Genomic DNA, 20,743 nt, shown 5'->3' with positions numbered 1-20,743 from the left:
GACGCTGGCAAGGCGGCCTGCCGACGGCCCGACCGGGTCGACCGGCCCCGGCCCGTCCCGCTACCATGCAGACAACTGACCAGTACGTCAATTCAAGATCGACAAGGTGTCTCAAATGGTTCGTGTCGTGATCCTCGCCGCTGCTCTGATCGGTGGCGCCATCGGTGTGGCTCCCGCGGCACAGGCCGACCCGCCGTATCGGTACTGCAAGGACGCCTACGCCGACGGCAAGGCCAACATGACAAAAGATGATCCCGGCTATGCCGACCACCTCGACCGGGACGGCGACGGCATCGCCTGCGAGAAGAAGTCATAGCCACGGTCACAATGGCGATCCGCGCCCTCGCCGCACTGGCGATCCTGGCGGCGACCCTCATCCACGCCCCGGCCGTCGCGGCCGACCCGGTCACCGCGACCGCCGAGGTGTTGCGGGCGGTCGACGGCGACACCATCGATATCCGCGACGACGTGCGGGGGCGCCTCCGCGTGCGCATCCTGGGCATCGACACCCCGGAAACGAAGAAGCCCGGATACACCGTCGGCTGCTGGGGGCCGGAGGCGACGGACTTCGCACGATCCAATCTGGTCGGACGACGCGTCGCACTCCAGACCGATCCGACCCAGGACAGGACCGACCGGTACGGGCGCACTTATCTGCACTAGTCAATCCGGTTCACCGGGGCCGGTCATCAGTCGGAGTCTTTGGAGCCTTCGAGGGCGCGGCTGAGCTGTTGATGTGGGACAGCTCTAGCTGGATGGTCGGTGAGTTCGCGTCGGGTTACGTGGTTTTGCGGGCGGTGAGGCGTTCGACGAGGCCGAGTTTGAAGCGTTCGACGCGTTCGATGTCGAGGTTGGGGTCGTTGCGGATGTGGTTGAGGGGGCGGCGCAGGAAGTGTTCGCCGCCGAGGGGAACGGTGAATGAAGCACCCCAGGTTTTTTCCTAGTTGGTTGTGAGGGCCGGGGTTGGCTGGCTCACGGGGTGTGAGGCGCCGGTGAGGGCGGCCTCGTACTCGGCTGGTGGAACGTAGCCAAGAGCTTCATGCAGGCGTTCCTGGTTGTACCAGGACACCCAGGCGGCGGTTGCCAGTTCGACGTCATCGACGCACCGCCAGGGTCTGCCGCGGTTGATCAACTCGGTCTTATAGGCCGCATTGACCGCCTCGGCGAGGGCGTTGTCATAACTATCGCCGCGGGATCCGACTGAGGGGGCGATCCCGAGCTCGGCCAGCCGATCGGTATAAGCCAGCGATAGGTACTGTGACCCGCGGTCGGAATGATGCACTAACCCAGATAGATCTGAATCTGCCTGCCACACAGCGTGGTTGAACGCCTGCAACGGAAGGTCCTCGGTGCGCATCGTCACCGAGACTGCCCAGCCGACGACCTTGCGGGTACAGACATCGGTGACGAACGCGGTGTAGCAGAACCCCTGCCAGGTCCGCACGAACGTGATGTCAGCGACCCAGAGCCGGTTCGGTGCAGAGGCCTTGAACTGACGGTTGACCAGATCAGCCGGCCGTTGATCGGCGGGGTCGGTGACCGTGGTGAACACCGGTCTGCCCCGTTGGACGCCGCGTAGGCCAGCCTTGTGCATTAATCGTCGTGTTTGTTCGCGGCCCAGGTGCCAACCGCGACGTTGCATCGCTGCGTGCATCTTCTTGACGCCGTACACCGAGAAGTTGTCTTGGTGCACGGTGTGCAGGTCGGCGATCAGCTGTTCGTCGCGGATCTCGCGATCGCAGGCCGGTCGGGTCCGCGCGGCGCGATAGCCTCGAGCGGTAAGGAACCCCGGGATTGCTGCCCGTAGGATGCGGCAGATGAGCTCGACCCCGAACTGATCGCGATGTGCGTCGATGAAGGCGATCATTTCGTCACGGGGCGGTCGAGCTCCGCTGCGAAAAACGCGGACGCTGACTTCAAAAGCTCATTGGCTCTGCGTAATTCGGCGACTTCACGTTTGAGCTTGCGGATCTCGGTGTGCTCGGCGCTGGTCGTGCCGGACCGTTCGCCAGCATCGACTTGAGCTTTGCGTCGCCACCGACGCACCGATTCCTCCGAGATGCCAAGTTTGCTGGCCACCGACTTGATGGCCTCGAACTCAGAAATATCCGAGGCTTCCATCATGGTGTCCAACATCCGCAACGCACGATCGCGAAACTCCGGCGAATACTGACGGGGCATGTTCCTGATCCTCCTATACGGATCGGAACAAAACCTGGGGTACTTCAGGTCTCGAAGATGGTGCGGGCGGTGGGTGGTGGGTCGAGGTCGATGGCGATGACCTGGCCGGCGAGACGTAGAACGCGGATGGCTTCGTCGATGGCGCGGTGGCGGATGTCGGTGGGCAGTTCGTGCCAGCCGAACACGCTCATCACCACGTCGAAGGTGTCATTGCCGAACGGCAGTGCGGCGGCGTCACCTTCATGCAGCGCCACGGTACCGATCCCGGCGCGGGTGAGGTAGCGGCGGCCGACGGCCAGCATTTCCGGGGAGATGTCGAGGCAATCCACTCGTGTGCTCGGGGATTTGCGGGCGAGCAGGCGGGCGGCGTAGCCGGTGCCGCCGCACAGTTCGAGCACTCGTTTCGGTTTCTGGTCGGCGAGGAGCTGGGCGAGCCGGTCATGGGGTCGGCCGGGGATGAACCGGTTGCCGGCTTCGAACAGCGGTCCGGCCAGGGCGAATTTGAGCCGGTTGCGGCCCCAGGGGCGGCTCATGTCGGCTGCCGTTCACTGGCGGTGACCGGGAGTGTCGATGTGTAAGTGCTTGGGGTGGTGGTGAATTGGTGGGCGCAGTCGGTCGAGCAGAACCACCAATCCCGGTCCTGGTAGCGGCGTCGCGCCCGGGCGGTTTCCGGGTTGATCCGCATGCCGCAGACCGGGTCGCGGGGGTAGCGGGCCTCGGTCAGGGCCAGCGTGTGTAGCGGAATCGGGGTGGTGATGCTGCGCAGCGGCGGAGCACCGATCGCTGGGGTGGACAGGCCTTGTCGGGTAGCGGCAGCCGCGATCGGGTCGGTGATCACGGCGTGGCCGGCCCCGGCGAGTGCGGTGATGCGGGCGGCGATGTTGACGGTGTGGCCGAACACGTCGCCGCCGCGGGCGATGACGGGTCCGTGATGGATTCCGGCGCGCAGCGCCAGGAACCCGTCCTCGCCGGCGACCTGCTCTGCCAGGTCGGTGAGGGTGGCCAGCATCTGGGTGGGTGTGTCGGCGGTCAACATGACCGCGTCCCCGATCGTCTTCACCAGCCTCACGCCCGGTTGTAGTGCAGCCTGTGCCAGGTCGGCAAGCCGCGCGGCGAGCTGGGCGGCTTCGTGGTCGCCGCAGATTTCGGTGAGGATGCTGTAGCCGGCCAGGTCGACAAACGCCGCCGTCGCCTCGACCGTGTCGAAGTCAGGTGTAGTGTCGGGCAGCATCATTGGTCTCATCTCTGGTGCGGCCGAGCCACGGTAGGAAGCGCCCCACTCGGGTGGTGTAGTCGCGGTAGGTGTGGCCGTGGACGCGGCGCAGGTAGGGCTCTTCCACTTCGCGCACCTGCAGCTGGATGCCGGCGATCGCGATCAGCAGGCCGGCGATCGCTATCGGGTTGGGCACCATCAGCGTCAGGCCGGTCAGGGTGAGCAGCAGTGTGGTGAAGATCGGGTTGCGCACAATCGCGAACGGGCCGCCGGTGACCAGCTCGGTGCGTTCGGTCTCATCAACCCCGATCCGCCACGAGGCCCCCAACCCCAGCTGGGCCTGCAAGGTCAGCCCGATGCCCACCACCGCAACCGCGATCCCAGTCGCATGAACCAGCAGATGGTCGGCGAAACGCAGTGGGGCGAGCCCGGCCAGGGCCGCCGCTGGGGCGCCGACGCCGACCAGCAGATAGCCCACGTCGGCGAGCGCGAGCGCCCACCATTCCAGGGTGCCGTCGGGCCGCCAACCCCGCCGGTTGCCGCTGTCGCCGATGCGGGCCAGCTGGATCCGGCGCCGACAGGCCCCGATCACCAGCATCAACATCGCGAACAGGCCCAGTGCAGTCAGTGCCATCGCCTGCTCCTTCCCGGTCGGCCCGTCCCCGCCCTGCGTCCTCATCCATCGGGTTGTATCGATGTTGGCGGGGTTGACCGATCAATAGTGTTGGACGCTATCATCGTCGTGTGGCGATGAAAAGTGGTTCGGTCGATCCCGCGATGTGCGGGAATGTGGATGCGGCGACGGCGTTGTTTCACAGCCTCTCGGATGGCACCCGGTTGGCGATCCTGCGCCGGCTGGCGGTCGGTGAGGCGCGGGTGGTGGATCTGACCGGCGAGTTGGGGTTGGCGCAGTCGACGGTGTCGGCGCATCTGGCGTGCCTGCGCGACTGCGGGCTGGTGGATTTCCGGCCGCAGGGCCGCGCCTCGGTGTATCGGCTGGCCCGCCCGGAACTACTGGACATGTTGCGGGCCGCCGAAGCTGTCTTGGAGGCCACCGGCAACGCGGTGGCGTTGTGCCCCAACTACGGCCACCCGACTGAGCGGAAGAAGGTTGCGCGATGAGTGAGGCGTGCGGCTGCGGCAGCGACGACCGCCCCGGCGAGGACGAGCAGGAACCCGAACGGCTTTGGGAGATCACCGAACTGCGCGCCGCCGCGGTGGCGGGCGTGGTGCTTTTGGCCGGCTATGTGGTCGGCTGGTCCGGCGGCCCCCATGCGGTCGAAATCGGCCTGTATGCGCTCGCCTTGGTGATCGGTGCCTACACGTTCGTGCCTTCGACGCTGCGCCGGCTGGCGCAGGGCAAGATCGGGGTCGGCACGCTGATGACGATCGCCGCGGTCGGCGCGGTGATCCTCGGCGAGGTCGGCGAGGCCGCCATGCTGGCGTTCCTGTTCTCCATCAGCGAGGGCCTCGAAGAATACTCCCTCGCCCGCACCCGCCGAGGTCTGCGGGCGTTGTTGTCGCTGGTGCCCGATGAGGCCACCGTGCTCCGCGACGGTACCGAAACCACCATCGCCCCAGCAGAGTTGGCGGTGGGTGACCGGATGCTGGTCAAGCCCGGCGAACGCGTCGCCACCGACGGCACGATCGTGTCGGGGCGCACGGCGCTGGATGTTTCGGCCATCACCGGCGAATCCGTGCCGGTAGAGGCCGGGCCCGGTGATGAGGTGTTCGCCGGGTCGATCAACGGCACCAGCGTGCTGGAGGTTGAGGTCACGTCCACTGCTGCTGACAACTCGTTGGCCCGCATCGTGGCGATCGTGGAGGCCGAGCAGTCCCGCAAGGGCGAAGCCCAGCGCCTGGCCGACCGCATCGCCAAACCCCTGGTCCCCGCGATCATGATCGCCGCGGTCCTCATCGCCGCCATCGGCAGCGTGTTGGGCGATCCGCTGGTGTGGATCGAACGTGCCCTGGTGGTGTTGGTGGCGGCCTCTCCTTGCGCGCTGGCGATCTCGGTGCCGGTCACGGTGGTCGCCGCGATCGGCGCGGCTAGCAAGCTCGGTGTCTTGGTCAAGGGCGGGGCGGCGCTGGAAGCCCTGGGCGCGGTCCGCACGATCGCGCTGGACAAGACAGGCACCCTGACCGCCAACGCACCCACCGTCATCGACGTCGCCACCACCAACGGCGCCACCCGCGAGCACGTGCTGGATGTGGCGGCGGCGTTGGAGGCCCGCAGCGAACACCCCCTCGCGGCAGCGATTCTCGCCGCCGCGCAGGGCCCCGTGCAACCGGCTGATGACGTGCAGGCGGTCACCGGTGCCGGGTTGACCGGCGCGCGGGATGGCCGTCGATTGCGGCTGGGCCGCCCCGGCTGGCTTGACCCCGGCCCGCTGGCCGGCCAGGTCGCGGCCATGCAGGCCGCCGGCGCCACCGCCGTGCTCATCGAAGACAACGACCAGATCATCGGGGCAGTCGCGGTGCGCGATGAGCTGCGGCCCGAAGCCGCCCACGTCGTCGCCCAGCTGCGCCGCGGCGGGTATCAGGTGGCCATGCTCACCGGTGACAACCAAGCGACCGCCCACGCATTGGCCAAGCAGGTGGGCATCGAGGTCGTGCATGCCGATCTGCGGCCCGAAGACAAAGCCGCGCTAATTGGTCAAATGCGCCAACGTTCCTCGACGGCCATGGTCGGTGACGGCGTCAACGACGCCCCGGCCCTGGCCACTGCCGATTTGGGTATCGCCATGGGCGCGATGGGCACCGACGTGGCCATCGAAACCGCCGACGTCGCGCTGATGGGTGAAGACCTGCGCCACCTCACCCAAGCACTGGCCCACGCGCGGCGCGCGAGGCGGATCATGCTGCAAAACGTCGGCCTCTCACTGGCATTGATTACGGTGCTCATTCCGCTCGCCCTCACCGGTGTCCTCGGGCTGGCCGCGGTCGTCGCGGTGCACGAACTCGCCGAAATCGTCGTCATCGCCAACGGCGTGCGCGCCGGACGCACCAAGCCCCTCGGGGGCACCATCATCGAAACCGGAACCGACTCCCACCGGCTGGCCCACACCCGCAACCAGAAGACCACGGCAGCCAGCTGAACTCGGGGCCGCAACATCGGGGTAAGACCCCGGATCGATCACGTCAACGGCGTCGCACTCCGAAGCGCCGCCAGCACGCGATCCCTGGTCGGAAGGTCCAATCGGCACGCATCAGCTGCCAGCTCAGTGCCCGGCTTCATGACATCCATACCATCAACGAGCACTGTTGGCGATGGATATCCACCGACCCTTTCCACCACCACATCTTCAGCGATATCAACCTCAGACAGACACTCGGCGAGCAAGCGCCGAGCCGCCGCCGCATTCGGACATCCCGGGCTCGTGAGAAGTTCCACACGCATACATCTAGCTTCGCTCAATACGCGCGTTGGATCGGGATGGCTGGCCGGTGGGTGGTGTGATCGCGGTGGAAAGGTTGGCGGCCAAGGCCTGGACGCGCGTGGTGATGTCGTCGCGGATGATTCGCATGCGGTCGATTCCGTCGATGCCGCGCAAGGAGGGTTCGTCGGTATCCCACCGCTGGATGGTGACGCCGGGACAGTACTCGTCGAGGTGGGCTTGGCTGCCGACGATGACGACCAGGTCGGCGTCGTCGAGCATCTGCGCGGTGAGTTGGGCGGGCTGATGGTCGCTGATGTCGACGCCGACTTCTGCCAAGGCTTGTACCGAGAGGTCGTTGACGGCGGTCTTGGCGCGGGTGCCCGCCGAGCTGACGTGGATGGTCGGTCCGGCGATCTGGCGCATGAGCCCGGCGGCCATGACCGATTTTCCGGCGTTACTGACGCAGACGAACAACACTGATGTGTCAGCCATATTCGGTGTGTTCCCTTGAGGTTTTCGCGGCTACCGGGTGACGGGCACGTTCAGGTCGGCCAACAAACGGTGGACGCGTTCTTCGATGTCGTCGCGGATCGGGCGGACGGCGTCGAGGCCCTGGCCGGCGGGGTCGGGCAGTTCCCAGTTCTCGTAGCGTTTCCCGGGGAAGATCGGGCAGGCGTCCCCGCAGCCCATGGTGATGACGACGTCGGCCGCCTGCACAATTTCGTCGGTCCAGGGTTTGGGGTATTCGCCAGTGATGTCGATACCGACTTCGTGCATGGCAGCGATCGCGGCGGGGTTGATCTCGTTGCCGGGTTCGGATCCACCGGACCAGGCGACGGCCCGGTCACCGGCCAGGTGGGTGAAGTAGCCCAGCGCCATCTGCGAGCGGCCGGCGTTGTGGGTGCACAGGAACAACACGGTCGGTTTGCCGTCGCTGATCTTTCCTTCCACTCTCGCCAGGGCGTGCAGGCGTTGGCGGGCGAACCGTTCGGCCAACAGCGGCAGGAAGTTCGGAATGGTGGCCCGGCCGGCGAACTGGTCGTAGGACGAATGCAAGAACCGTTCGATGGTTTCGGTACCGAAGGTGCCATCGAACTCACCGCCCAGCCGGGTCGCCGCGGTTTTCAGGGCGAGTTGCTGGTCGATGGACAGATCGTGGCGAAGCTCGTGGGTGACGGGGCTGTCAGTCATGGATTGGGTTCCGTTCTCGTCGTCGAGCCGTCGGCAGGAAGGTGTTGGGAGGTGTGGTGGTGGAACCGGTTGCGCAACGCCAAGGACACGTAGACCAACCCGACCAGGACCGGGACTTCGATCAACGGGCCGACGACGCCGGCCAGGGCTTGGCCGGAGGTGGCGCCGTAGGTGGCGATCGCGACGGCGATGGCGAGTTCGAAGTTGTTGCCCGCGGCGGTGAACGCCAGGGTGGTGGTGCGCTCATAACCGAGATCGAGCATGGTGCCGAGCAGGTAGCCTCCGCCCCACATGATCGCGAAGTACGCTAGTAGCGGCAGGGCGATGCGGGCGACGTCGAACGGTTGGTGGGTGATCTGGTCGCCTTGCAGCGCAAAGAGAATCACGATAGTGAACAGCAGCCCGTAGAGCGCCCACGGCCCGATCCGGGGCAGGAACTTGGCCTCGTACCAGTCACGGCCCTTGGTTTTCTCGCCGAGCCGGCGCGACAGGTAGCCGGCCAGCAGCGGGATGCCCAGAAATATGAGCACGGACTTGGCGATCTGCCATGGGGAGGTGTCGATGGTGGTCTGTTCCAGGCCGAGCCAGCCGGGCAGCACCGACAGATAGAACCAGCCCAGCAGGGCGAACATGATGACCTGGAAGATCGAGTTGAGCGCCACGAGGACGGCGGCGGCTTCCCGGTCGCCGCAGGCCAGGTCGTTCCAGATGATGACCATGGCGATGCAGCGGGCCAGGCCGACGATGATCAGGCCGGTCCGGTATTCGGGCAGGTCGGGCAGCAGCAGCCACGCGAGCGCGAACATCAGCGCGGGGCCGAGCACCCAGTTCAGGACCAGTGAGGACAGCAGCAGCTTGCGGTCGCCGGTGACGGTGTCGAGGCGGTCGTAGCGGACCTTGGCCAGCACCGGGTACATCATGATGAGCAGGCCAAGAGCGATGGGCAGTGAAATCCCGTCCAGCTGAACGCTTTCCAGCGCGGTGTTCAAGCCGGGAACCCAGCGGCCCAGCAGCAACCCGGCGACCATCGCCGCGCCGATCCACAGCGGCAGGAACCGATCCAGGGTGGAGAGCTTGCCCACGACCGCTGGGGCCGGGGTGGTGGTGTCGGTCATGCCGACACCCCGGCGGCTGCGTCAATGCCGAACAGGACGGCGGGGCTGGCCAGCGCGTCGGGCACCACGGCGTAGTACACCCAGGAGGCCCGGCGCTGTGAGGTCAGTAGCCCGGCGTCGCGCAGCACTTTGAGGTGGTGGCTGATGGTCGGTTGTGACACCTCGATGTCGGCGGAGATGTCGCAGACGCAGGCCTCACCACCGGCGTGGCTGGCGATCGCGGAGAACAGCTGCAGGCGTACCGGATCGGCCAGCGCTTTGAGTTTGACCGCCATGTCCGCCGCGTCCGCGGCGGTAAGGGGTTCGCGCAGCAGCGCCCCGGGTGGGCAGCACGCGTCCCCGTCGGTCAACGACTCCTGCGACTTCGACATACATCAATATTGACGGATATCGAAGTTGTTGGCAAATGAAACGTCAGGTGAAGGTGAGTTGGGCGGCGTGGAAGTCGAAGTGGCGCCCGGGGTAGCGGTAGACGTCTTCCAGCGTCATGTAGTCGGAGAAGAACGGATCCCATCCCGGCGGGAAATGCATGCCGCGCCGCAGGGTGTCGTCGGTCTCGCGGGCGAGCCGGTGTTGCAGTGAGTCGATGACCCGGTGGAGTTTGGCGCCCATCCTGCGCCGGTTGTAGACCATGGCGGCGGCGCATGATCCGTAGTAGTTGATTTGATGAAACGGCGTGGTCGCGGCGTTGAGCAACCGGGCGTATGCCCCGCTGACGCGGTCAGGTAGTCGGCCCATCACCCGCACCAGGGGCAGCAGCCGCTGCACGACCATGTAGCCGAACACCATGTGGAACAGCAATTGGCCGTTGGTCCACCGGGTTCCGCGCGTCGGCGCATCCCAGTCGTCGGGGCCGGCGGCCGCCAGTAGCTGGTGGAACGTGACACGCGCGCGCTCCAGATCGGCAGCGATGGCATCGCGGTCCATGCCCCGATCATGCGCCTGCCGCGGCCATGTGACCACGGCCGCGGCAGGTGCGATCGGCTAGCAACAGGACGCTGCGGCGGGGTCAGCCTCCTTGGAGGCTCCGCCGCAACACACCCCACCCTCGCCGTCGGCGGAATCGTCGAGGTGCTGTGGGCTGGTGCCGAAGGTGTCGGAGTCGGCCAGCACCGTGTAGACCTCCCATTTCTCTCCGGCCGGCCCGGTCACCCAGACCTTGTCCTGGGTGGCGAAGCAACACGTGGTGCCGATCTCCTCATCGGTGAACAGCCCCTCGCCGGTCAGGCGGGCGATCTCGGCGTGCACCTTGTCGCTGGATTGGACCTCGACGCCGAGGTGGTTGATGGTGCCGCCCTTACCGGGATTTTCCAGCAGCACCAGCTTCAGCGGCGGCTCGGCGACGGCGAAGTTGGCATAGCCGGGCTTGACCTTGGCGGGGTCGACGCCGAACAGTTTGGTGTAGAACGTGATCGCCTCGTCGAGGTCATCGACGTTGAGGGCGAGTTGCATACGGGACATGATGGACCTCCCACTAGGGATGAGACATATATCGAACTGGCGCGTCGACCTCAGGATGCCACCTTTTTGATATATGTCAAGACAGGTGGCAGGATGGGGTCATGCCCAAAGCGCTGCCCGTGATCGACATGTCCGCCCCGGTGTGCTGCGCCCCGGTCGCCGCGGGCCCGATCAGCGACGCCGATGCCCTGCAGGTCGCGATGCGGCTCAAGGCGCTCGCCGACCCGGTGCGGGTCAAGATGATGTCGCTGCTGTTCAGCTCACGCCCCGGCGAAGAGACCAGCGGCGATCTGGCCGCGGTGCTCGACCTGAGTGAATCCACCGTCAGCCACCACCTGGGCCAGCTCCGCAAAGCCGGGCTGGTGATCTCCGACCGGCGCGGCATGAACGTCTTTCACCGCGTCAAACCCGAAGCCCTGCAGGCACTCTGCGTCGTCCTCGACCCCAACTGCTGCACCTAGCTGTCAGAAGGACGGTCCCTTACTGCTCGCGTCAGGACGTGTGCGCGGCAAGGAGTACCGGGGCCGCCTCGGTGAGGGCTGCCAGCCTCGCCGCCTTGCGGTCGGCGTGCTCAATGGTGAGGCGTAATTGGTTAACGTCGCCCAGCCACCGGTTCTTTTGGGCCTCGACCACCTGGAGGCGAAGGTTGTCACGGATCTCATCGAGCCTTGCGGCCTGGGCCGGTTCAACCTCGCAGAAATCGCACCGGATGCAGGCATGTTCATGGGAACAGTCAGATCCATAGGGGCGGTGGCAATTGCCGAGCGCGATCCGGCGCTGGCCGAAGTGTTCGACGAACTCGTCCCATTCGGCTTGGGTGGGCTCACGGTATTCGGCCGATGGCCGTGCCTGTCTACGGTTGTCGATGAACCGGTCATATGCCTCGAAGACATCTTTCTGATACACCGCGGTGTAGCCGCGCGTGACTTCGATATTGTTGTGGCCCACCATCTTTGCGGCCAAATGGATCGGGAACCCGGCGTTGACGATGTCGGTGATGAAGATCCGGCGAAAGTCGTGTGGCGTGAAATGCAGCGAAGTACCGTCAGCGTCCTTCAAGGCCATGCTGTTGGCCAGCTCTGATAACCACTTTCGGACCGTGCACTGGTTGATTACCCGCGACCGTCCACCCTCTCGGATCTGGATCAGATGCGGCATCGGCGCCGACACCTGGCGTTCCTGTGTGTCGATTCGGCAGCACAGCGGAACGCGGCCATCGATGCTGACGAACTCGACCAGTCGCGCCAAGGTGGTGGTCAACTCCGGGCTGCAGGGAAATATCCGCTCCTGATCGGTCTTGCTCGGTGCGATCTGCAGGAGCGGTATCACGGTGCCATCGGGTTTGCGGTACTGCTTGATGCTCAGATGGGTCAGCTCCAGCATCTCTTCGATCCGGATACCGGTGTGGCGCAACACCTCGATGATCGTCCAGGTCATGAAGGCCCGTGTCACGGTGTAGTGGATGTCAACCCGCTTCTCCGATCCATCCTGCAGAACATGGATGCGCACTCGGTCGGCCCGCTTGCCCGGTGTGTGCTTGATGTAGGTGCTCCCGTGCACGGCGAACGGTTCACCGAACGGCGCTGTCGTCGCGACCGCTTGCAGCTCTGCTGCTTGCACGTACGCCCGCCGGGCTGCAGCGACGAGTGCATCGACGTGCGGGGTGAGGGTGCGGGTGCGGGCATGCATGCGGTGTGCCCGCTGGGCCCGGCGCTTCTGCTGGCCTCGGACGTCGCGGATGCTGACCGGGCATGAGACAGCCCAATGGGCCCACGTCGAGGGATCCTCGTGGGACCAGGCAGCCACGTCGAGGTAGAAGCTGCGGACCGCTCCCAGAATGCTCTCGGCGTGCCGGCGCGGAGTCCCATCCGGTTTGGTGCGCAACCACTCTTTCCAGGCGGATGCCTGGGCCTTCGTCAAACTGATTGTGTCGATGCCGGGGTTGGCGTCTTCGATCGGTTTCCAGAACAGCTTCACCAGGTTTCGGCTGGTTCCGTCCAGGCTGGCGTAGTCCTGACCGACGGCGATCTCGGCGAGGTAGGCGATCAACAGTCCTCGCACGCTGGGAGCTCGCACATTGAAGCGGTCGACCAGTTCGGTGGGACTGAGACGTTTGGCGATGAGGTAGTGCCGCAGGTCGTCGGCTTCACCGGCGAACAGTCCGCCGCGGCGTCCGTAGTGCCACATGGCGAGAAGATCCCCCGGCATCCTGCCGGTCGAGACGAGAAAGTCTCGGTAGGCCAACACATGCTGGCTGTGCAGCTCGGTGATTGGCAGCCCGTTGCAGATGCTGATACGTACCAGGTGGGTGGCGGTTCGCCATTTCTTCACTTCCGGTGCGCCCTCGTGCTCCGCGGCGGCGAAGTAGCGATCCCACGCCTTCGGTTCGTGCGTGGTCGTCCAGTCACGGTAGAACCGCGCCTGCTTGTTCTCGATCAACCAGTCATGGCCGGGACGAATGACCCCCAGCATTATGAGTGCGTTGATCGACAGCCTTGCCCCAAGCCGTGTATGCGATCCGGTTGATAAGGCTGGGCACCACGCCTTCGGCTGGCGATCGGAATCGCTGGCGATCCAACGGTCTTGATAACTGTCGCCGACAAAGCCATCCAGCCAGTCCAATAGGCGACTCAGCCAGAGCCGTGCACCGCTGCGGGCTACTGCCTCGCTGCGGTACTTCTCACTCATCCGTGCCATCACGAGCGGAAGTCCCGCAGTGATGATGCGTTCACGTTCGGCGCAGGTGACAGTGTTTCCGAACCACGGATGGTCCTCGGGCGTCGGGGACAGCGAAGGCAGTACTTCGACTGGATGGTTGGCAAACGCAGACGAACTCGCCAGCGACTGGGCACGCGTGAGCACCCGCGCCATCAGAATGCCCGACCGAAAAGAACTTGGAGATCTTCTGCCGCATAGCCTTTCGCCGGCGTGGGCTGCGGTGACGGGGGTCTATTCCAGTGCTGATCAAGTTTGTCGACGAGTTCGGCTACGGTGGGTCGCAGGTAGCGTGTGGTGCTGGCGATCGACGCGTGCCGCATCAGCTCCTGCATTTCCGCGATGGTCATGTTCTCGTCCTGGGCGAGACGCATGCAGAAGGTGTGCCGGAAGTCATGCATCGTGACGTTGGAGCCCAGCAGCGCGTTGCTGCGTTCAAGGATCTGTCGCATTGCCCAATAGCTCAGCGGCCGCGGTGTGCCGCGCAATGTCAGCCAGACTGGCTCTTCAGGCGGACCCACGGGGCGCTCAGCAAGGTACCGGGCGATCCAGAGATACGCAGTGGGACTGATACGGACCATGACACGACTTCCATTCCCGCCCTTGGGTATTACATCGGCGGTTTGGTCGGCGGCATGGAGCATCCCCCGCCGCATGCTGAGCAGTTCACTGGCGCGTAAACCAGAGGAGATCGCCGTAGCGACAATGGCACGGTCGCGGTTTGTTCTCAGCGATGCAAATACCTCCTCGTACAGGTCGTCGCTGAGCGCGCGCGGCGCACGTTCCACTAGCTTCTGCCGATAAGGCGCGCGCTTTTGGGGGCGCGGGTTATCGAAGTGCTGGCGGTGCACGTCGAGTCGAGTGAGATCGTCGCGCGATTTCGGTACCGGGTTGATGAGCGGCCCGAGATCCGACTCCAGGGCGAACTCGTAGAAGCCACTGAGCGACGACAGTCTGCGATTCATCGACGACCGCGCGTAGGAAGACTCCAGGTAGGCCTTGCCCGTCCGCTCGTTCACAGAACCTGGGGTCGGCCGATGAGTATCCGCACTCGATCCGCGGCGTCGTTGCGGGTTCGCGCGACACCGGTACCACCTCACCCAGTCCCGGACTTCGCCCCGCGTTGCCTGAGTCCACGAAACCTGCAGTGCGCCGAGGAAACGACTCCAGCTCAGTAGGTCGTACGCATAGGCGCGCAGCGTCGCAGGCGAGTTGTCGCACGCGAACAGGTCGGCCAACCACAGATTGACGTGGTTTACGCCGGCACCCGACTCGTCGACCAAACGCCACGGCAACGAGCCCGCATTGCCGCGAACGACCGCACCAAGCCTCGGGACATCGAGAACCTCCACAAGTCTCGGTTCGATCCCGTCATCCATCACAGCCCCTGGTCCGGAAGTTCAATCTGCGTGGAGACTAAACGCACCGGCCGACAAGTTGAGCCTGCACAGCCGCACCACGTGGATCATCCAACTGCAGTTAACCGCACCCTGGGCTACCTGGTCCGCGCCGACGGCTGGGACTACTCGGTGGAAGCCGCGAGAGCCGGGATGGCCCATGCGTATGTCTACGATCGTCGCCCTGTCGTCCGATATGACGCGATCGCCGCCGCCGCGAATGAAGCCAGACAAGCGCATCGCGGCCTGTGGGGCCCGCCGTGCAACGGCAACACGGACTCGGTTCCGCGCTGAGGTAGTCCGGCGGTCATGACCGACTTCGCTTGGCTCCGTGGGTTTTCGTCGTCACGAGGTGCTGGGTACATTCAGTTCGGCCAACAGGCGGCGGACCTGCTCGTCGATCCGGTCGCGGATCGGACGTACGGCGTGGAGACCCTGACCGGCCGGGTCGGGTAGGTCCCAGTTCTCGTAGCGTTTACCCGGGAAGATCGGGCACGCGTCCCCGCAGCCCATGGTGATGACGACATCGGCGGCTCGGACGATGTCGTCAGTCCAGGGTTTGGGGTATTCGCCGGTGATGTCGATGCCGACCTCGGCCATGGCGGCGACGGCGGCGGGGTTGATCTCGTTGCCTGGTTCAGATCCACCCGACCAGGCGACGGCCCGCTCGCCGGCGTAGTGGGTGAAATAGCCGAGAGCCATCTGGGAGCGGCCGGCGTTGTGGGTGCACAGGAACAGCACGGTGGGTTTCCCGTCAGGGCTGTCGGTCATGGCCGATCACTCCGACGCGGTGCGGTGTGGTGGCTGAACCGCTTGCGCAGCGCCAGCGAGACGTAGACCAGAGCGACCAGGACCGGCACTTCGATCAGCGGTCCGACCACCCCGGCCAGAGCTTGGCCGGAAGTGGCGCCGTAGGTGGCGATCGCCACGGCGATGGCCAGCTCGAAATTGTTGCCTGCCGCCGTGAACGCCAGGGTGGTGGTGCGCTCGTAGCCCAGACCGAGCATGGTTCCGAGTAGATAGCCGCCTCCCCACATGATGGCGAAATACGCCAACAGCGGCAGCGCGATGCGAACCACGTCCAGGGGCCGATTGGTGATCTGATCACCTTGCAGCGCAAAGAGAACCACGATGGTGAACAGCAGCCCGTAGAGTGCCCACGGCCCGATTCTGGGCAGGAACTCAGATTCATACCACTCGCGACTTCTGGCCTTCTCCCCCAGTCGGCGCGACAGATATCCCGCGAGCAACGGAATACCGAGGAATATCAGTACCGATTTGGCGATCTGCCACGGTGAGGTGTCGATGCTGGTTTGTTCCAGGCCGAGCCAGCCGGGCAGCACCGACAGGTAGAACCAGCCCAGCACGGCGAACATGATGACCTGGAAGATCGAGTTGAGCGCGACCAGCACGGCTGCGGCTTCGCGGTCTCCGCAGGCCAGGTCGTTCCAGATGATGACCATGGCAATGCAGCGGGCCAGCCCGACGATGATGAGCCCGGTGCGGTACTCGGGCAGATCGGGCAGCAACAGCCAGGCCAGGGCGAACATCAACGCCGGCCCGAGCACCCAGTTCAGCAGCAGCGAGGACAGCAGCAGCCTGCGGTCGCCGGTGACGGTGTCGAGCCGGTCGTACCGGACCTTGGCCAGTACCGGATACATCATGATCAGCAAGCCGAGGGCGATCGGCAGCGAAATCCCGTCGATCTGAACCTTTTCCAGTGCGATATTCAGACCCGGGACCCATCGGCCCAGCAGCAGGCCCGCGACCATCGCCGCCCCGATCCAGACCGGCAGGTAGCGGTCCAGGGTGGAGAGCTTGCCGACGACCGGAGTCGCCGACGTCGTCGTGTCGGTCATGCCGTCGCTCCTGCCGCCGCGTCAGCGCCGGTCGCTTCGAGCAGCACCGCCAGGCCGGCGAGCGCGTCGGGCACCACGGCGTAGTAGACCCACGACGCGCGCCGTTGCGACGTCAGCAGGCCGGCGTCGCGCAACACTCTGAGGTGATGGCTCACCGTCGGCTGTGAGACCTGCACTCCTATCGAGATATCGCACACGCAGGCCTCACCGCCGGTGTGGCTGGCGATCGCCGAGAACAGTTGCAGGCGAACCGGATCGGCCAGGGCCTTGAGTTTGACCGCCATGGCGGCGGCGGCTTCGGCGGTGAGCGGTTCGCGTAGCAACGTCACCGGCGGGCAACAATCCTGGCCGGCCTCCGACCCGGGCGCTGAATTCGACATACATCGATATTGACAGTTATCGATACCGTCTGGCAAGTGGCGCATTCGCAGCTAGTCGGCGTTGCGCGCAGGAATGCCCCCACGGAGCAGTGCATTGGCCTGTGGGACGTCCGATGTCAGCCACAGCCTCAGCAGATGGCGCCGCAGCCCCGGATCGTCATCGTCCAGGTAGGCCTCACGCGAGTGCAGGACGGTGGTGTTGTTGAGCAGTTGCACGTCACCGGGCCGGAACTCCATCTCGATATGGAACAGCGGATCGTTGGCGATGCCCTCCACGAGTGCCAGCGCGGCGAGCTGATCCTCGGTCAGGCGGGGCGCCGCGCGGTGTTGTTGCGAGTCGCGGATATACCAGGCGATGAAGAAGATGCGCGGTGTTCCGTCGATGTCGGTGATCGGTGCCAGTTCGAAGTACGGTGCCTCACCCGGACCTTGTTCACCGTTGCGACTCCAGGGCATCGGTGAATACATGACCTCGAGCAGGTGCGGATCGCGGCGGAGCATCTCGTTGAAAACCGCGTGCGCACTGACGATCCGGGACTCGCCGCCGGCCTTGGCTGGGTGCAGACACAGCAGCCCGACGAGGTCGGAGCCGTCGCTGTGAAAATCCTGCCGCAGGTTTGTCCGATATTTGCGCACATTGGGCCCGGCGGGGATGCGTTCATCGCGAATGTGGGTGATGATGTTGCCGTCGCGGTCCTGCCCGACCGGCGTTCCCAGCACAGACCCCAACCCGAGGTAGGCGCGCTCGATCTCGGACTCGGTGAGGGCGTCGATGGGAAAGTTGCGTAGGCGCACGAATCCCGGCCCGTCGTTGAGCAGCTGCGCCCACCGGGTGGCTTCGGGGCCGATCTGGTGAGCCAGATCGGCCCCGGAGCCACCTCTGCCATGGTCGACCAGTGCCTGCCGGACGCTGTCGCTCAGCTCGAATGACCATTCCGACTCGTCCGGAAAGTCTGCCCGCGTCCACAACGACGGTGCGTCATCGGTGACCGGAGATACCACGATCGTGTCCCGCGCTCAGCAGCATGAGGTGGTCTGGACGTCGGCCGGCGGGCTCGCTTCGGCAGTGCCCGCGGCGGTGCCGCCGCAGCACACCCCGCCCTCCCCCTCGGCCGCATCGTCGAGATGCTGCGGACTGGTGCCGAACGTGTCCGAATCGGCCAGCACCGTGTAGACCTCCCACTTCTCACCGGCGGGGCCGGTCACCCACACCTTGTCCTGGGTGGCGAAGCAACACGTGGTGCCGATCTCCTCATCGGTGAACAGGCCCTCGCCGGTCAGGCGGGCGATCTCGGCATGCACGGTTTCGCTGGAGTCGACCTCGACGCCGAGGTGGTTGATGGTGCCGCCCTTGCCGGGGTTCTCCAACAGCACCAGCTTGAGCGCCGGCTCGGTGATCGCGAAGTTGGCGTAGCCCGGCTTGACCTTGGCCGGGGTGGTGTTGAACAGCTTGGAGTAGAACGTGATCGCCTCGTCGAGATCATCGACGTTCAGGGCGAGTTGGACACGGGACATGAGCGACCTCCACCAGAGATGAGACATATATCGAATTGACGCGCCACGCTCAGAATGCCACCTTTTTGATATATGTCAATATCGATGGCAGGATGGTTTTCATGCCCAAGGCGCTGCCCGTGATCGACATGTCCGCTCCGGTGTGCTGCGCCCCGGTGGCCGCAGGCCCGATCAGCGATGACGATGCCCTTGCGGTAGCGATGCGACTCAAGGCACTCGCCGATCCGATGCGGGTCAAGATCATGTCGCTACTGTTCAGCTCGGTCCACGCCGAGGAGACCAGCGGCGACCTCGCCACCGCACTCGGCCTCAGCGAGTCCACCGTCAGCCACCACCTCGGACAGCTCCGCAAGGCTGGGCTGGTGCTATCCGATCGCCGCGGCATGAATGTCTTTCACCGCGTCAAACCCGAAGCCCTGCAAGCGCTTTGCGTGGTTCTCGATCCGAACTGCTGCACTTAGTCCGTACCCCGGCCCGAACTGTCAGCCCCCAGTGTGACCGCCACCCGGCGCCGGAACCCACGGCAGGCCGGGGATCGTCGGATACGGCGCGGTGGGACTCCAGGGCGCCGGCGTGGTCGTGGGCGCCGGCGTGGTGGCGGGAACCTGCGTGGTGGTGGGCGGGGCCTGCGTCGTCGTCGGCGGCTCCTCGGTGGTCGGAGGCGGAGGCGTCTCGGCGGGCGGCGGAGCCTCCGTCACCGGTGGAGCCTCCGGGGCGGGTTGCTCCACGGTCTGTGTCACCGTGTGCGGGGCCTGCGGCTCGTGGGTGACGGTCTGCGGCGCCTGGTCGGTGACGGGTCCGTCGACCGGCACGCCAGGCGACTGCTCGTCCGGGGCCGCAGTCGTCGAGGTGACCGCCTTGGAGGTGGACGCCGGCCGGGTGGGCTCGTCGCTCCCCAGGACGGTCACCAACGCCGCCAGGACGGCGACCAACACGGCGGCGGCCGCGGTACCCAGGATCACGGGCCGGCGGCGATACCAGGGCCGGGCGGCGATCTCGTCGCGTTCGGTCGGCTCGCGATCACCGAACTCGAGTCGAGGTCGCGCCGTGGTCCGTCCACCTGCGGCGTCCAATCCGGTGTCGAAGTCGGCCCCGTAATCGTCGCCGTACTCCTCGGCCCGGTAATCGTCGACCGGCGCGACGTCGGGCACGTTCTCGGCATCGGACCAGGCCAGCGCCTGCGAAGCGGCCGGAGGCTCGGGCGCCACCAGGGCCGCGGCCTGTGTCGGCGGGGCTGCCGCCGATGCCGGGGCCATCGCTGTTCTGCCGTCGTCCACGGTGCCACGCACCGCGATCAGGCCACCGCCGATGGCCGGGGTCAACTCCGGCTGGGCCGCGGTGATGACCGGCAGTCGGAGGTGTTCGGACAGCGTCGTCGTGATCGCGGGAATCCGGGCGCCCCCGCCGGTGGAAGCCACCGCCACCAGTTCACCGGGGCGCAACCCGGTGCGTTCTATCGCACCCTGAAGGACGGACATGAACTCGCGCAGCGGTTGGGCGATCACGTCATCGAGTTCGTTGCGGTTCAGCCGTACGTCGCTGCGATGCCCCGGGAGTTCGGCGACCAGGGCCGTGACGGATTCGGTGGACAGCCGTTCCTTGGCGCGCCGGCATTCGGTGCGCAGACGGCCGAGCGAGCCGATGGCCGAGGTGCCGGCCAGATCGATCGACCCGGCGGCGGACAGGTCGTTCACCACATGGGTGAGCAGTCCCTGGTCGATCAAGTCACCGGACAGGTCGGAATGCCGGATGGTCGGGGCGATCGGCTGATACCCGTTGTCCGCGTCGGCCAGGGTGATGCTGGTGCCGCTGCCCCCGAAGTCGCATACCGCGATCACGCCGCGCGTCGGCACCCCCGGGTTGTCCTGGAGTGCGACCAGCGTCGCCGCCGCGTCGGGCACCAGCACCGGATCGCCGAAACCGCCGAGAGCGGCCAGTTCGGTGCGCAGCGCCTCGACCTGGTTGGGCCGCCAATGCGCGGGATGGGTGACGGTGATCGGATCTGCGGGGGGTCGACCCCCGGTCAGCGTGCGCAGCAGCGCCGCCAAGGCGTCGGCCAGCAGGGTCTCGCCCCGGTGCGACGAGCCGTCGGGGGCGAGCATCCCGACCGGATCCCCCACCCGTTCGACGAAGTCGGTGAGGATCAGACCGCGCTCGTTCAGATTGGGATTCTCGCTGGGTACCCCCACCTCGGCGGCCCGATGCGGGAAGAGCGTCAGCACCGGCGACCGCGTCACCGCGGCCCGTCCCACCACTACCGCTGTGAGGTTTGTCGATCCGATCGACAACCCGATCCCGTCAGCCATGTCACCCCGTTTCGAGAAGAACCCTATCCG

At 65.8% G+C, this 20,743-nt stretch carries 23 protein-coding genes, 2 pseudogenes and 1 other annotated feature; of the genes and pseudogenes, 7 read left to right on the top strand and 18 right to left on the bottom strand.

What is annotated here, in order from left to right; all coding sequences use genetic code 11:
* Positions 1 to 115 precede the first annotated feature (115 nt).
* Positions 116 to 316 (top strand): excalibur calcium-binding domain-containing protein, encoded by a 201-nt coding sequence (locus G6N44_RS00965; RefSeq protein WP_163660321.1) that lies wholly within the window; start codon positions 116 to 118, stop codon positions 314 to 316.
* 11 nt (positions 317 to 327) lie between these two features.
* Positions 328 to 663 carry a thermonuclease family protein gene (locus tag G6N44_RS00960; RefSeq protein ID WP_163660319.1) on the top strand — a complete coding sequence of 112 codons (336 nt, stop codon included), beginning with the start codon at positions 328 to 330 and terminating at the stop codon, positions 661 to 663.
* A 277-nt stretch (positions 664 to 940) separates the two neighbouring features.
* Here G6N44_RS00960 and G6N44_RS00950 read toward each other — a convergent pair.
* The 4 genes from G6N44_RS00950 to G6N44_RS00935 form a co-directional block, all read right to left on the bottom strand.
* Positions 941 to 2,181, bottom strand: a protein-coding gene (locus G6N44_RS00950; RefSeq protein ID WP_372508218.1) for an IS3 family transposase whose coding sequence is annotated in 2 segments (ribosomal slippage) — positions 941 to 1,896 and positions 1,896 to 2,181 — 1,242 coding nt in all. Because the reading frame shifts where the segments join, the coding sequence is not laid out codon by codon here.
* Positions 1,790 to 1,906 (bottom strand) — a sequence feature (AL1L pseudoknot). (Overlaps the previous gene by 117 nt.)
* A gap of 44 nt (positions 2,182 to 2,225) precedes the next feature.
* Positions 2,226 to 2,714 (bottom strand): class I SAM-dependent methyltransferase, encoded by a 489-nt coding sequence (locus tag G6N44_RS00945; RefSeq protein ID WP_235682909.1) that lies wholly within the window; start codon positions 2,712 to 2,714, stop codon positions 2,226 to 2,228.
* Entirely contained in the window at positions 2,711 to 3,415 is a 705-nt protein-coding gene (locus G6N44_RS00940; protein ID WP_006246590.1) for an adenylate/guanylate cyclase domain-containing protein, read from the bottom strand. The genes G6N44_RS00945 and G6N44_RS00940 overlap by 4 nt, the downstream gene beginning before the upstream one ends.
* On the bottom strand, positions 3,390 to 4,028 hold the full coding sequence (locus G6N44_RS00935) for a methyltransferase family protein (RefSeq protein WP_006246589.1): 639 nt from the start codon (positions 4,026 to 4,028) through the stop codon (positions 3,390 to 3,392). The genes G6N44_RS00940 and G6N44_RS00935 overlap by 26 nt, the downstream gene beginning before the upstream one ends.
* Positions 4,029 to 4,144: 116 nt before the next feature.
* Here G6N44_RS00935 and G6N44_RS00930 point away from each other — a divergent pair, with 116 nt between their 5' ends.
* Together G6N44_RS00930 and G6N44_RS00925 are read left to right on the top strand one after the other, a co-directional pair.
* Positions 4,145 to 4,516, top strand: coding sequence for an ArsR/SmtB family transcription factor (locus G6N44_RS00930; protein ID WP_050982640.1), 372 nt, complete (start codon positions 4,145 to 4,147; stop codon positions 4,514 to 4,516).
* Positions 4,513 to 6,492, top strand: a complete 1,980-nt coding sequence (locus G6N44_RS00925; RefSeq protein ID WP_084032479.1) for a heavy metal translocating P-type ATPase — start codon at positions 4,513 to 4,515, stop codon at positions 6,490 to 6,492. The genes G6N44_RS00930 and G6N44_RS00925 overlap by 4 nt, the downstream gene beginning before the upstream one ends.
* Positions 6,493 to 6,798: 306 nt before the next feature.
* Here the strand turns inward: G6N44_RS00925 and G6N44_RS00920 are convergent, their stop codons facing one another.
* The 6 genes and pseudogenes from G6N44_RS00920 to G6N44_RS00895 all read right to left on the bottom strand — a co-directional run bounded on the left by G6N44_RS00920 (position 6,799) and on the right by G6N44_RS00895 (position 10,541).
* Positions 6,799 to 7,266: an arsenate-mycothiol transferase ArsC gene (locus G6N44_RS00920; protein WP_006246586.1), complete on the bottom strand. Its 468-nt coding sequence runs from the start codon at positions 7,264 to 7,266 to the stop codon at positions 6,799 to 6,801.
* Between the two features lie 30 nt (positions 7,267 to 7,296).
* Entirely contained in the window at positions 7,297 to 7,965 is a 669-nt protein-coding gene (locus G6N44_RS00915) for an arsenate reductase ArsC (RefSeq protein WP_013470140.1), read from the bottom strand.
* 41 nt (positions 7,966 to 8,006) lie between these two features.
* A pseudogene (gene arsB / locus G6N44_RS00910) lies at positions 8,007 to 9,080 on the bottom strand (ACR3 family arsenite efflux transporter); the annotation flags it as partial.
* Positions 9,077 to 9,451 (bottom strand): ArsR/SmtB family transcription factor, encoded by a 375-nt coding sequence (locus G6N44_RS00905; protein ID WP_163660315.1) that lies wholly within the window; start codon positions 9,449 to 9,451, stop codon positions 9,077 to 9,079. The gene G6N44_RS00905 and the pseudogene arsB (G6N44_RS00910), both read right to left, overlap by 4 nt.
* 43 nt (positions 9,452 to 9,494) lie before the next feature.
* Positions 9,495 to 10,007, bottom strand: coding sequence for a DinB family protein (locus G6N44_RS00900; RefSeq protein ID WP_163660312.1), 513 nt, complete (start codon positions 10,005 to 10,007; stop codon positions 9,495 to 9,497).
* 57 nt (positions 10,008 to 10,064) lie between these two features.
* A complete protein-coding gene (locus G6N44_RS00895; RefSeq protein ID WP_013470142.1) occupies positions 10,065 to 10,541 on the bottom strand; it encodes an ArsI/CadI family heavy metal resistance metalloenzyme in 477 nt (158 codons plus the stop codon).
* A 101-nt stretch (positions 10,542 to 10,642) separates the two neighbouring features.
* Between G6N44_RS00895 and G6N44_RS00890 the strand changes: the two genes are divergently transcribed.
* On the top strand, positions 10,643 to 11,002 hold the full coding sequence (locus G6N44_RS00890; protein ID WP_003887760.1) for an Rv2640c family ArsR-like transcriptional regulator: 360 nt from the start codon (positions 10,643 to 10,645) through the stop codon (positions 11,000 to 11,002).
* 31 nt (positions 11,003 to 11,033) lie between these two features.
* Here G6N44_RS00890 and G6N44_RS00885 read toward each other — a convergent pair whose 3' ends face one another.
* Positions 11,034 to 13,013: a tyrosine-type recombinase/integrase gene (locus G6N44_RS00885; protein WP_099962892.1), complete on the bottom strand. Its 1,980-nt coding sequence runs from the start codon at positions 13,011 to 13,013 to the stop codon at positions 11,034 to 11,036.
* A 398-nt stretch (positions 13,014 to 13,411) separates the two neighbouring features.
* Positions 13,412 to 14,635: a tyrosine-type recombinase/integrase gene (locus tag G6N44_RS00880; RefSeq protein ID WP_013470144.1), complete on the bottom strand. Its 1,224-nt coding sequence runs from the start codon at positions 14,633 to 14,635 to the stop codon at positions 13,412 to 13,414.
* Positions 14,636 to 14,716: 81 nt separating this feature from the next.
* On the opposite strand from G6N44_RS00880, the gene G6N44_RS29340 reads away from it, so the two are divergent.
* On the top strand, positions 14,717 to 14,947 hold the full coding sequence (locus G6N44_RS29340) for a thermonuclease family protein (RefSeq protein ID WP_235682908.1): 231 nt from the start codon (positions 14,717 to 14,719) through the stop codon (positions 14,945 to 14,947).
* A 51-nt stretch (positions 14,948 to 14,998) separates the two neighbouring features.
* Here the strand turns inward: G6N44_RS29340 and G6N44_RS00870 are convergent.
* The 5 genes and pseudogenes from G6N44_RS00870 to G6N44_RS00850 form a co-directional block, all read right to left on the bottom strand.
* Positions 14,999 to 15,409, bottom strand: a pseudogene (locus G6N44_RS00870) (arsenate reductase ArsC); the annotation flags it as partial.
* Between the two features lie 11 nt (positions 15,410 to 15,420).
* Positions 15,421 to 16,512, bottom strand: coding sequence for an ACR3 family arsenite efflux transporter (arsB, locus tag G6N44_RS00865; RefSeq protein ID WP_163660309.1), 1,092 nt, complete (start codon positions 16,510 to 16,512; stop codon positions 15,421 to 15,423).
* Complete coding sequence (locus G6N44_RS00860; RefSeq protein WP_163660307.1) at positions 16,509 to 16,892, bottom strand: ArsR/SmtB family transcription factor; 384 nt, start codon at positions 16,890 to 16,892, stop codon at positions 16,509 to 16,511. Before G6N44_RS00860 ends, arsB (G6N44_RS00865) begins: the two co-directional genes overlap by 4 nt.
* A 51-nt stretch (positions 16,893 to 16,943) precedes the next feature.
* Entirely contained in the window at positions 16,944 to 17,894 is a 951-nt protein-coding gene (locus tag G6N44_RS00855; RefSeq protein ID WP_163660305.1) for a TauD/TfdA family dioxygenase, read from the bottom strand.
* A gap of 15 nt (positions 17,895 to 17,909) precedes the next feature.
* Entirely contained in the window at positions 17,910 to 18,407 is a 498-nt protein-coding gene (locus tag G6N44_RS00850; protein ID WP_163660303.1) for an ArsI/CadI family heavy metal resistance metalloenzyme, read from the bottom strand.
* A gap of 101 nt (positions 18,408 to 18,508) precedes the next feature.
* On the opposite strand from G6N44_RS00850, the gene G6N44_RS00845 reads away from it, so the two are divergent.
* The gene (locus tag G6N44_RS00845) at positions 18,509 to 18,868 is read left to right on the top strand and encodes an Rv2640c family ArsR-like transcriptional regulator (RefSeq protein WP_163660301.1); all 360 of its coding nucleotides are present in this window, start codon (positions 18,509 to 18,511) and stop codon (positions 18,866 to 18,868) included.
* Positions 18,869 to 18,889: 21 nt separating this feature from the next.
* On the opposite strand, the gene G6N44_RS00840 is transcribed toward G6N44_RS00845, so the two are convergent.
* Positions 18,890 to 20,713, bottom strand: coding sequence for an Hsp70 family protein (locus tag G6N44_RS00840; RefSeq protein ID WP_163660299.1), 1,824 nt, complete (start codon positions 20,711 to 20,713; stop codon positions 18,890 to 18,892).
* Positions 20,714 to 20,743: the final 30 nt, after the last annotated feature.

The organism is Mycolicibacterium alvei (genome assembly GCF_010727325.1).
GTDB classification, from domain to species: domain Bacteria; phylum Actinomycetota; class Actinomycetes; order Mycobacteriales; family Mycobacteriaceae; genus Mycobacterium; species Mycobacterium alvei.
This window is presented reverse-complemented; position numbering and strand designations above follow the sequence as displayed.